We start from the raw sequence: 12,019 nt of genomic DNA, 5'->3' as shown, positions 1-12,019 counted from the left end.
GTTCGTCGTTTTGTATTAGATAAAATTGTTATTTTTCGGCTTGGGCGATAGCTGCCTGTAAATCAGCAAAATTAACATCGTGTGCAGTAAAGTCTGTATTGTTAGTTGGCAAATGTAAGTTTAGTGTATCGAATACGTCTATTTCTAGATCAACGTTATCCGTATCGAAATATAGCACATGACCACCTATTGTTCGATCATCGCTAATGAAATGGATATGCCAGCCACCAGCCATTACACCAGTATATAAATCGTTGCCGAAGTCGCCAACCAATGTACCAGTAACGTTTTCGTAATTGAATACCGGTTGACTTGCTGCTACTGTGCTAAAATCTGGGTAAGGCTTATTCTGTTTGGGAGCTACGCGAACTTGAAGGTTTTTAATCGTACCATGAGCCCTGATTGATAAAAATGAGTTAGTTAACTTTTGTTGATTAATTAATTCATCTAATAAATTAAAGGTTAATGGAGACGACTTGATCTTTAAACTGTTTGTTGATGACTTATGAGCTGATGCGAATGGCGTGGTGGTGTTTAAGTCGACAATTTCTACGGTCTCACCTGAAGACTTTGTTTGATAGGCATGACCATCAATAATGGTTACTTCGCCATCTAAACCGTGGGTAGTGCCAATCCCAGTATCACCATTTTCAAGTAACTCTGAAAAGGTAAGGGTACCATCGTATAAACCAGCCATAATTAATTCAAGGGTGCCGTGTTGAAAAATTTTATTCATTACTATCTCCAACTTTTTTAAGATAAAATCCTTACTTAATGTGAGTATATTTAATAAGTAATTATTACGCTTGTTAACTTAAAAAGAGCTTAGTAGTTACTTTTGATAAAAGAATTATGGCGATTTAGAAGAATAAAGCTAATTAATAGAATAAAAAAAACACCCCATATAGAAGGGTGTTAATCATTGATTAAAAATCTATTAAGGAGCCAACGGGATTTGAACCCGTGCGCCGGTTCGACACCGGTTCGGCGGATTTCGAGTCCGCTGCATTACCACTCTGCCATAGCTCCATCACAATTAATCATTATACCGATATCATTTGTATGTTTCAAGTACAAAAAAACTAGGATAACAAGTATCCTAGTAACATCAATAGCTCATCAGGGAGTCGAACCCTGGATGCCGGTGTGAAAAACCGGAGTCTTAACCGCTTGACCAATGAGCCAAAATTATGAAGTTTGATGGTCGAAACCAATAGCTCATCAGGGAGTCGAACCCTGGATGCCGGTGTGAAAAACCGGAGTCTTAACCGCTTGACCAATGAGCCATGTAAATGTTGATCGGAATGTTTCTGTTTCAACAACAGATAATAATATACCAGATGAATTAAATTGATGCAAGACTTTATTTAAAAAAAACTAGAATATTGCTATTTATGGTTGTTCTCGTTAAAATGACGGGTAGCAATTTGTTTTTAATTTAAGTCTTGTCGTTCATGGTAAACTAATTATATCTGGATTTTTTAAACTAAGGAGAACAGCATATGTTTTCAAAAAAAAACATTGTATTAGTCATTAGTGGTGGTGTTGCAGCATATAAAGCAGCAATATTTGCCCGGTTATTAATAAAGATGGATGCGAATGTTAAAGTTGTCATGACGTCTGCCGCAACAGAATTTATTACAGCGAAGACGATGGCTGTACTAACGAATCAACCAGTTCTGACTGATTTATTTGCGGAGAAGACTGGAGAATCAATTGATCATATAACGCTTGCTGATTGGGCAGATTATTTTTTTGTTGTCCCAGCGACCGCAAACATTATTGCTAAAATAGCGAATGGCGTGGCTGATGATGCGGCTAGTACGGTTTTGGCTGCAAGGCATTCACCACTGATTGTCGTCCCAGCAATGAATGAGAATATGTACTTGCAACCAGCTATTCAAAGAAATCTAAAACAAATTAAAGACGATGGTGATATAGTTATTGATCCCGTGGATGGTCTATTAGCAGAAGGATATACTGGAAAAGGCAGGTTACCTGAACCAAATGAAATTTTAGCGTATAGTGAACTTGCACTTTACCAAAAAAACGGTCAATTAAAGGGTAGACATGTCGTTATCTCTGCGGGTGGTACCGTGGAAGCAATTGATCCCGTACGTTATATTTCAAATCGTTCATCCGGTAAAATGGGATATGCATTGGCTCGTGCAGCAGTTGAACAGGGGGCAGATGTTACCTTAATATCAGCAACTTCTCAATTACCGGACCCAGTCGGTGTACGGACTATCCATATACAATCTGCTCAGGAGTTGTCAGAACAAATGTTTACGGCTTTACCGCATGCAGACGTTATCATTATGGCAGCAGCAGTTTCGGATTACCGTATGGCACAAACGGCTCAAAACAAGATAAAAAAACAAGATTCCGGTGAGCTTAACTTGACCTTAGTTGAAAATCCTGATATTTTGGCTCAGTTGGGCTCAGCGAAGACAGGACAGTATTTGGTGGGCTTTGCTGCTGAAACACAGAACCTGATGACTTACGCACAAAATAAGTTAAAAAAGAAGAATGCTGATATGTTAATCGCAAATGATGTATCAAAGGATCAAGTTGGGTTTGGTTATGATACGAATCAGGTCACAATTTTGACAAAAGATAAAGAGCCAGAGATGTTACCCTTACAAAGTAAAATCACGTTGGCTCGTGAAATTATGAAGAAAATTAGTATTGCAATCAATGGACAGGTAGAAAAATGACAGTTATTGGAATTGATAAAATGAGTTTCTTTTCACCACATCAGTATATTGATATGGTTGAATTAGCTAATGCACGTGGTGAAGAACCAAACAAGTATTTAATTGGCATTGGTCAAACAGAGCAAGCCGTGATTCCTGCAACACAGGATGTTGTGACAATGGCCGCCAATGCTGCTGATGAAATGTTGACGGCTTCAGATCGTAAGGAAATTACGATGATTTTATTTGCGACTGAATCAGGAATTGATAATTCAAAGTCGGGTGCTGTTTATTTACAACGGTTATTGGGAATCAATCCATATGCCCGAACGATTGAGTTGAAGCAAGCTTGTTATGCAGGAACTTTTGCACTAATGCAAGCGAGAGATTATGTCACATTGCACCCGAAAGAAAAGGTACTTGTGGTTGCATCAGATATCGCACGATATGGACTACAAACCAGTGGTGAAGTAACTCAAGGTGGTGGTGCTGTGGCGATGCTAGTTTCTGCTAATCCAATGATTGCTGAAATTAATCAAGATAATCAATTTTTGTCACGTGATATCATGGATTTCTGGCGACCAATTTATGCTGATACCGCCAGAGTGGATGGTAAATATTCATCGAATGTTTATCAGGATTTTTTCAAAGCAGTTTGGCAACGCTATAAGGAAAAATCTGGTCGTGATATTTCTGATTTTAAAGCGTTAGCGTTCCATTTGCCATTTACGAAAATGGGGTTAAAAGCCTTGCGTGACGTGTTACCCGAGGCTAATGATGAGCAACAAGCAGCATTATTAGATGAATTTGAAGCTAGCCGTGTCTACAATAAGCGAATTGGTAATCTATATACAGGTTCTTTATATTTGAGTTTGTATTCGTTATTGGAAAATTCACAATCGCTTGAAGCTGGTGATCGAATTGGTATGTTCTCGTATGGTTCTGGTGCAGAAGGTGAGTTTTACTCACTGACTTTGCAACCACATTTTAATTCTGGATTAGTAACTGGTCAGATTGAATCATTATTAGCTAATCGGCAATATGTATCAATTCCAGATTATGAAAAAATATTTAATAACCAATTACGTGGTCCAGAGGATCGTGTAATTGATATAAAAGATGATGGTGCTAAATTTACCCTTCATGGTCAAAAAAATGAGCAACGTCAGTATGTTTGCAATTAAAAGTTTATAAAATGTTGGTAAAATCTATTTTTGTTCACAAATTATCCTTAAAATGCACTATTTTTAATTGATTGTTCGTTGTTTATTCGATAGAATATAGTGAAATGAATAATAAAAGAGGATAATTATATGAAGCGTGTTTACCTTGCTGGTCCATTTTTTGATGATGAACAAATTGATCGTATTGAGCGTTTAGAAAAAGCATTAACAGAGAATCAAACAGTCTCTGATTTTTTTAGTCCACGTACAGAAGTGCATGATGAGTTTGAATTTGGATCTCCAGAATGGGCTGAAGCGATTTATAAAGGTGATAAGGATCATTTGGATCCAGCTGAAGTAGTTGTTGCAGTTATCGATTATGATAATGAACACGTTGACCCAGGTACTGCATGGGAAATCGGGTATTCAGAAGCAACTAAGAAACCGGTTATCCTAGTGAAGGAAAAAGAAGGTGCCATTAATTTGATGATGTCTGCACCGGCGCATGCCGTCGTGACAGATGTTGCAGATATTGCGACTTATGATTTTGATAAATTACCTGCGAATAAGTGGACAGGTAAGACCTTTTAATATTAGCTTACTTGCTAAGGCCGTCGATCCGACCAGTTTAAAACTGGGAGATTGATGGCTTTTAAATATCCCTCAAAAAAATTAAATAATTACGGAGATAGCTTTTATATGATGCAGATACCATTATCAAGTATTTTAAATTATTTTTTGTCGCATCCTCATTTTTTATTTGTTTGTATCGCTATTTAATATAAAAAAGGGTAAACTAATTGGTATATATAACCAAAATATGAGGTCAGATCATGAAAAAGTTAGTACAATTAATGCGACTTTGGTTAATGAAATTCTGGGTGCCATTAACAATTGTGATTGTTATGCTTGGGACTGCGGTCTCATTGACGGTTGTGTTGTTGCATAAACAGCAAATAACCGTACAAATACCTAATTTGACATTGCGAAAGCAAAAGGGTGTTGAAAGTGCGCCGATTTCAGTACTTAAAAAAGGTGAGCACTTACAGATTTTAAAAAAGTCAGAAGGCTGGTATGAAGTTCGACGTGAGGATGAATCAACTGGCTGGGTTGCAGGATGGCTATTACATCGACAACAACCACTAAAGTCAGTCACGCCTTTATCAGAAACGACAATCGTACTTGATCCAGGTCATGGTGGTTCTGATGCTGGTTCGCTATCAACGAATAACAAATATGAAAAAACTTATACATTGCAATTAGCGAAACGAGTTGCCAAACAATTACGTAAGACAGGCGCCCGGGTGATTATGACGCGTAACACAGATAAAATTGTTTATTTGGCTAAGATACCAAAAGTGGCTGAAGATAATCATGCAGATATGTTTATTTCATTTCACTTTGATTCATCCCCTGATCCAAATACAGCAACAGGGTACACATCTTACTACTACCATAAAGATAATGGTTCTTATGCACTTGCTAAGAGTATCAATGCTAAATTAGCATTGCCATTACTTAATAAAGGTGTCGAATATGGTAATTTCTTAGTTATTCGTGATAATTCGGTGCCAGCAATCTTACTTGAAAATGGTTATATGAATTCTAATCATGATTTTAAATACATTAAATCAAAGGCATATCAAGAAAAAATTGCTAAGGCGATACCAATTGGTATTCAAAATTATTTAACGAATCAAACGAAAACGGCGCAATAGAATGTTTACTTGACGGCATTTTAGAACTATAAGATAATGAGATGTAATAAATAAAACCAATGAGAAAGAAAACTCATTTAGAACAAGCAAAGCGAGCGGTGATTGGTGAAAGTCCGTGTTGTTGTTTTTGAGGGGACGCTTTTAAGGTCACAATTTTGTGCGTAGAGCCACGTTACGGCTATTAGCCAAAAAACAAGGTGGTACCGTGCTGTTGTGATTAGCACCCTTGACGATGTTTGATATCGTTGGGGGTGTTTTTTATTTTTGAAAATGAATAGGAGAAAAGTTTTATGGCAAAGCAATTATTTCAAAAGCCAAAGGGGACCGCTGATTTACTACCTAATGAGTCTCTTAAGTGGCACTATGTAGAAGAAACTGCTAGGTTATTATTCAGCGACTATCAATATGCAGAGGTTCGTACACCAATTTTTGAAAATTTTGATATTTTTGCACGTTCTGCTGGAGATACCTCAGATGTTGTAACAAAAGAAATGTATGACTTTAAGGATAAAGGTGACCGCCATATTGCGTTGCGTCCTGAAGGAACAGCTGGTGTTGTACGGGCGTTTGTTGAGAATAAATTATTTGGACCAGAACATGCAAAGCCATATAAGCTATTTTATATTGGGCCTATGTTCCGTTATGAGCGGCCACAAGCAGGGCGGATGCGCCAATTCCATCAAATTGGGGTCGAAGCACTAGGATCAGAGTCACCAGCACTAGATGCCGAAGTTATTGCAATGGCTGTTGATTTTTTCCAGACGTTAGGAATTGCCAATTTAAAAGTTAAAGTGAATTCATTGGGGGACAAAGAATCTCGCGAAAATTATCGTCAAGCTTTGATTGATTTCTTAAAGCCTCATTTTGAAGAGTTATCGCATGATTCTCAAGAACGTTTGGAAAAGAATCCATTGCGTGTTTTGGATTCAAAAGATGCCAAGGATCAAGAAATTGTTGCTAATGCGCCATCGATTTTGGACTATTTATCTGATGATGCACAACAACACTGGCTGAAAGTTCAACAATATTTAGATGCTTTGGGAATTGACTATGAAGTTGATGCAACTGTTGTTCGAGGTCTTGATTATTACAACCATACAATTTTCGAGGTTATGACCAAAGCTAAGGCGTTGGGCCATGGGTGGTCAACAATTACTGGTGGCGGTCGTTACAATGGCTTAGTATCAGAATTTGGTGGGCCAGAGATGGCTGGAGTCGGTTTTGGAATTGGGCTAGAACGACTGATGTTATTGCTTGAATCTGAAAATGCACCGCTACCAGATGAAAATAAGCTTGATATTTATGTGGCTAATCAAGGTCAAGATACTGACATCGCAGCGATGCAAATGGTACAAGCTATTCGTTCGTTTGGCTATAGTGCGGACAGGGATTATGAAGATCGTAAGTTAAAAGCACAATTTAAGACGGCCAATCGATTAAATGCACGTTACATGATTACGATTGGTGAACGTGAATTGGCAGAACAATCTGCAAACTTAAAAAATATGCAAACAGGTAAGGAAACAGCCGTTAAACTTGCTGAGCTATATACGAACTTACCAGAATATGTAGAGTCACCTGAGAATGAAGGAGAATAGTTGATAATGAAACGAACAAATTATGCGGGCCTAATTGATGAAAAATATTTAGACCAAACAGTAACGCTCCAAGGCTGGGTACAAAAGCGACGTGATTTAGGTGGCTTAATTTTCGTTGACTTACGTGACCGTGAGGGGATTGTACAATTGGCTTTTTCAAATGAATTTGGTGAAGAAGCTCTAAAAGTCGCTGAAGATATGCGAACAGAATATGTTATCGAAATTGTCGGGGATGTTAAATCACGTGGTGAGGGTGCTGTTAATGAACATTTGCACTCAGGTAAAATTGAAGTTCATGTAACAAGTGCTAAAATTTTATCAGCATCAAAAACAACACCGTTTTATATTGAAGACGACATTAATGTTTCCGATGAATTGCGCTTAAAATATCGTTATTTAGATTTACGTCGTCCTGAAATGCAACGTAATTTACGGATTCGTTCAAAGATAACGGCAGCTACGCATGAATTCTTAGACGCCAATGGATTTATTGATATCGAAACACCATATCTTGCAAAGTCTACTCCTGAAGGTGCTCGGGATTATTTGGTACCATCACGTGTTTATCCGGGTTCGTTTTATGCATTACCACAGTCACCACAGTTATTTAAGCAATTATTGATGGGTGCTGGTTTTGATCGTTACTATCAAGTTGCACGGGCCTTTCGTGATGAAGATTTACGTGGTGATCGTCAACCTGAGTTCACTCAGTTAGATGTTGAAATGTCATTTATGAACCAAGATGAAATTATGGATTTGGTTTCTGATTGGGTAGCTGCTATTATGAAGCGAACTGTGAACTATTATTTGGATAAAGCAACTATTCCAGTTCTTGATTATGCCGATTCAATGCGTCGCTTTGGGACAGACAAGCCAGATATGCGGTTTGGCATGGAGCTTCAAGATTTGTCAGCATTGATGGCCGATGCAGAATTTGGTGTTTTTGCAAATGCAATTAAGAATGGTGGCGAGGTAAAGGCCATTGTTGTGCCAGGTGGTGCAAATCATTACTCTCGTAAAGATATTGATAAGATGGCACAATACGTGACCCGCTTTGGTGCAAAAGGACTTGCCTGGCTAAAAGTTGGTGATGAGGGAGTTTCTGGACCAATTGCAAAGTTCCTTAAGGCGAAGGAAGCAGCTTTACTAGAAACAACAAATGCCAAGTCTGGTGATTTGTTACTGTTTGCGGCGGATAATGCAAATGTTGTCGCAGCAACTTTGGACGCTCTTCGCCGTCGAACAGCACAAGAACTTGAATTAATCGATGAAAATAATTGGGCTTTTGCTTGGGTTGTTAACTGGCCATTATTCGATTACCAACCAGAAGAAGATCGTTGGATTGCTGCACATCATCCATTCACAATGCCAAATGAAGAAGATTTACCATTGTTGGCAACGACTGAAGGTGCACATCAAGCACATGCACAATCCTATGATTTGGTTTTGAATGGGTATGAATTAGGATCTGGGTCAATCCGTATTCATCAAATGGATGTTCAAGAAAAAATGTTGGCAGCGCTAGGATTTACAAAAGAAGCAGCTCATGAAGCATTTGGCTTCTTATTGGAAGGAATGGAATACGGTTTCCCACCAATGGGTGGTATTGCTTTGGGACTTGATCGATTGGCAATGTTATTAGCGGGTCAAGATAATATTCGTGAAGTGATTGCATTCCCTAAGAATTCAAAGGCTACAGAACCAATGACTGAGGCACCAACACCTGTTGCTAAGGCACAAGTTATTGGAGATTTAAAGTTGACGGCACCAGTCTACGCTGATGTAACGGCACCAAATATGGCCGAAGAGTAAAAGTCCGATTATAAAATAGTTATTATAGTGAGGATTCAGTTTTTTGAACACATTTACAGGGCGTCAATCTACCGGATGGGTAGATTGACGCCCTGTTCCAATTTATAATGATTGGTGACTTATCAGTTTCTTGATAGGTTGTTTAAAAGTTCAAACTATTTTGACAAACATTTTTAATTATTTGGATAAATTCACAGCACATGATAAAATCATAAACAGACTTATCGCACCGTATTATGAAAGAACAGGAAAAATGGAGCAGTTAGAACAGTATTTTAATCATCATCAATATTCAAGTCGTTTTGGTAGTGCCATGGTTTATGCCCTGGCATCAGCAGTTGCGTTGAACTTCTTTTGGACACCCGGGCACATTTATTCATCAGGATTTACTGGGTTAGCGCAATTATTGAATACACTTATACTTAGACTGATTGGTGTCCAAGTACCAGTTGGTATTTGGCTGATATTGCTTAATTTACCGTTATTCATTTTAGCCTATCGTAAAATTGGTAAGCGATTTGCATTCTTTACTGGCGTGGCTATCTTATTAGCAGCCATGGCGATGAATTGGATAAAACAGCCGACGCATTTGTGGACAGATGATCCACTAGCAATGGCTATTTTTGGTGGGGCAGTCAATGGATTTGGAACTGGATTTGCCTTACGTAATGGTTTATCTACGGGTGGATTAGATATTATTGGAATTCTTATTCGACGTAAGACTGGTGCCAAAATGGGGGCAGTTAATCTAACCTTTAATTTCTTTATTTTAGTTGCATCTGGCATTATGTTTGGTATCCAATATGCTTTATTTACCGCAATTGGACTAGTGGTTAACGCCCGCGTGATTGATTTAGTCTATACTAGACAGCAAAAAATGCAAGTGATGATTGTCACAGAGGAACCAGAAAAAGTGATTGCTGAGATTCAAGAGGGATTACGTCGTGGTATTACCATCGTTCACCATGCTGAAGGTGGTTATAACCATCATAAAAAAGAAATTCTGTTTACAGTTATTTCAATGTATGAACAATTTGAACTCCACGAGGCGATATATCGTGTAGATCCAACGGCATGGGCTTCATTATGGCGTATTGATCGTATTTTTGGCGGTTTCTATGAGCCAAAATTATAAATAATGTTTAAAAGTAAACATTGACAAAAAAGCCTGTTTTGGTAGAATAGTAAAGAACAAAGTGTGCGACATATATTACATACATATAAGTTGAAATCTTCACACGTGAAGGGAGGGTAAACATTATGGCAAAGACTGTTGTTCGTAAGAATGAGTCTCTTGATGATGCTCTCCGTCGCTTTAAGCGTGGTGTATCAAAGGACGGTACTCTACAAGAATACCGTAAGCGTGAATTTTACATCAAGCCATCAGTACAACGTAAGTTGAAGGCTGAGGCTGCACGTAAGCGTAAGAACAAGAAGGGCCGGTAAAACGGTTCGTACCGGGCTATCCTCGTTGATAGTCCGGTTTTGTTGTATAATGTAGAAAAAACGGGAGTTAGACATGGGACTATTAGCACAATTAACAGAAGATATGAAAACAGCAATGAAGGCAAAGGATAAAGAAACGCTTAGTGTTATCCGTATGGTCAAATCAGCATTATCGAATGAGCAAATTAAGTTGGGACACGATTTAACGGCTGATGATGAAATGACAGTATTGTCACGTGAAATGAAGCAGCGTGTTGAAGAATTAACTTCTTATCAAGAAGCTAACCGTGAAGATTTGGCAGAGGGTATTCAACAACAAATTGCTGTTCTAAACAAATATATGCCTAAGCAGCTATCTGAATCAGAGGTTGAAGAGATTGTTAAGGCGACAATTAGTGAAGTCGGTGCAACTAGCAAAGCTGATATGGGAAAAGTAATGGGAGCATTGATGCCAAAAGTTAAAGGAAAAGCTGATGGTAAGCTAGTTAGCCAAAAAGTGCAATCATTGTTATAAATTCAAAAACGGGGTTCTCCCCGATACATAGATAATTGCGGTATACTATACTTAAGCAAAAAACTTTGAAATGCGAGGGATTTAACGGTTGGCAACTCAAGTTGAAAAAATTTATCATTTTGAAAATGCAGAACAAGAAATTGGTTTAGTTGGGCCGCAAGATAGTCAGCTAAAATTGATTGAAGAGGGGTTAGCAGTTAATTTATCGGTTTTTGGTGATCAATTAACGATAAAGGGTGATGAAGACAAAGTTGAGGCGACGCATTCAGTTGTAACAGCATTAACTTCGCTGATAAAACGTGGTATTAAGGTGAGTCCTGCTGATATTGTATCCGCTATAAATATGGCTGAACGTGGTACAATCGAGTATTTTGAAGATATGTATACTGAGACACTTTTGCGTGATGTTAAAGGTCGCCCAGTAAGAGTTAAAAATTATGGTCAACGACGTTATATTCATGCTATTCGTCAGAATGATATTACTTTCGGAATTGGACCGGCAGGAACAGGTAAAACATATCTAGCTGTTGTTATGGCTGTTGCGGCATTAAAACGAGGGGATGTTGAACGCATCATCATCACACGTCCAGCAGTTGAAGCGGGAGAAAGTCTTGGATTTCTACCTGGTGATCTGAAAGAAAAAGTTGACCCCTATCTAAGACCTATCTATGATGCTTTGTATGCTATTTTAGGTAAAGAACATACTGAACGTCTAATGGAACGTGAAACGATTGAAATTGCGCCATTGGCCTATATGCGTGGTCGAACATTGGACAATGCTTTTATTATTTTAGATGAGGCACAAAACACAACGCCGCAACAAATGAAGATGTTTTTAACACGTCTGGGATTTGGGTCAACAATGTTAGTTAATGGTGATATTTCACAAATAGATTTACCAACTAAGACACGGTCTGGGTTAATTCAGGCGCAAAGAGTTCTTGCGGAAGTCAATCATATCGCTTTTGTAACATTTAATGCTGATGATGTTGTTCGTCATCCAGTTGTTGGCGCAATTATTAATGCTTATGAAGCATATGATGTAAAAAAACAAACAGTTGAAAAGGATTAA

At 38.2% G+C, this 12,019-nt stretch carries 11 protein-coding genes and 3 tRNA genes; 10 read left to right on the top strand and 4 right to left on the bottom strand.

Going from position 1 to position 12,019, the window contains the following annotated elements; genetic code table 11:
• Positions 1-28 precede the first annotated feature (28 nt).
• From budA to HMPREF0877_RS06035, 4 genes are all read right to left on the bottom strand, one after another.
• Entirely contained in the window at positions 29-736 is a 708-nt protein-coding gene (budA, locus tag HMPREF0877_RS06050; protein WP_002828402.1) for an acetolactate decarboxylase, read from the bottom strand.
• 204 nt (positions 737-940) lie between these two features.
• Positions 941-1,029 (bottom strand) — tRNA-Ser (locus HMPREF0877_RS06045).
• An 83-nt stretch (positions 1,030-1,112) separates the two neighbouring features.
• Positions 1,113-1,184 (bottom strand) — tRNA-Glu (locus HMPREF0877_RS06040).
• A 30-nt stretch (positions 1,185-1,214) separates the two neighbouring features.
• Positions 1,215-1,286: transfer RNA gene (locus HMPREF0877_RS06035), tRNA-Glu, on the bottom strand.
• Between the two features lie 216 nt (positions 1,287-1,502).
• Between HMPREF0877_RS06035 and coaBC the strand changes: the two genes are divergently transcribed.
• From coaBC to HMPREF0877_RS05985, 10 genes are all read left to right on the top strand, one after another.
• Positions 1,503-2,717 (top strand): bifunctional phosphopantothenoylcysteine decarboxylase/phosphopantothenate--cysteine ligase CoaBC, encoded by a 1,215-nt coding sequence (gene coaBC / locus HMPREF0877_RS06030; RefSeq protein WP_002828400.1) that lies wholly within the window; start codon positions 1,503-1,505, stop codon positions 2,715-2,717.
• The gene (locus HMPREF0877_RS06025; protein WP_002828399.1) at positions 2,714-3,880 is read left to right on the top strand and encodes a hydroxymethylglutaryl-CoA synthase; all 1,167 of its coding nucleotides are present in this window, start codon (positions 2,714-2,716) and stop codon (positions 3,878-3,880) included. Before coaBC ends, HMPREF0877_RS06025 begins: the two co-directional genes overlap by 4 nt.
• 129 nt (positions 3,881-4,009) lie before the next feature.
• On the top strand, positions 4,010-4,450 hold the full coding sequence (locus tag HMPREF0877_RS06020; RefSeq protein ID WP_002828398.1) for a nucleoside 2-deoxyribosyltransferase: 441 nt from the start codon (positions 4,010-4,012) through the stop codon (positions 4,448-4,450).
• Between the two features lie 242 nt (positions 4,451-4,692).
• Positions 4,693-5,577, top strand: a complete 885-nt coding sequence (locus tag HMPREF0877_RS06015; protein ID WP_002828397.1) for an N-acetylmuramoyl-L-alanine amidase family protein — start codon at positions 4,693-4,695, stop codon at positions 5,575-5,577.
• A gap of 290 nt (positions 5,578-5,867) precedes the next feature.
• Positions 5,868-7,175, top strand: coding sequence for a histidine--tRNA ligase (hisS, locus tag HMPREF0877_RS06010; RefSeq protein ID WP_002828396.1), 1,308 nt, complete (start codon positions 5,868-5,870; stop codon positions 7,173-7,175).
• Between the two features lie 6 nt (positions 7,176-7,181).
• A complete protein-coding gene (gene aspS, locus HMPREF0877_RS06005) occupies positions 7,182-8,987 on the top strand; it encodes an aspartate--tRNA ligase (RefSeq protein ID WP_002828395.1) in 1,806 nt (601 codons plus the stop codon).
• Positions 8,988-9,240: 253 nt separating this feature from the next.
• On the top strand, positions 9,241-10,122 hold the full coding sequence (locus HMPREF0877_RS06000) for a YitT family protein (protein WP_040760806.1): 882 nt from the start codon (positions 9,241-9,243) through the stop codon (positions 10,120-10,122).
• Between the two features lie 125 nt (positions 10,123-10,247).
• The gene (rpsU, locus tag HMPREF0877_RS05995; protein WP_002828392.1) at positions 10,248-10,433 is read left to right on the top strand and encodes a 30S ribosomal protein S21; all 186 of its coding nucleotides are present in this window, start codon (positions 10,248-10,250) and stop codon (positions 10,431-10,433) included.
• Positions 10,434-10,506: 73 nt separating this feature from the next.
• Positions 10,507-10,947 (top strand): GatB/YqeY domain-containing protein, encoded by a 441-nt coding sequence (locus HMPREF0877_RS05990; protein WP_002828391.1) that lies wholly within the window; start codon positions 10,507-10,509, stop codon positions 10,945-10,947.
• Between the two features lie 88 nt (positions 10,948-11,035).
• Positions 11,036-12,019, top strand: coding sequence for a PhoH family protein (locus HMPREF0877_RS05985; RefSeq protein WP_002828390.1), 984 nt, complete (start codon positions 11,036-11,038; stop codon positions 12,017-12,019).

Source organism: Weissella paramesenteroides ATCC 33313 (assembly GCF_000160575.1).
Classification (GTDB): Bacteria; Bacillota; Bacilli; order Lactobacillales; family Lactobacillaceae; genus Weissella; species Weissella paramesenteroides.
This window is presented reverse-complemented; position numbering and strand designations above follow the sequence as displayed.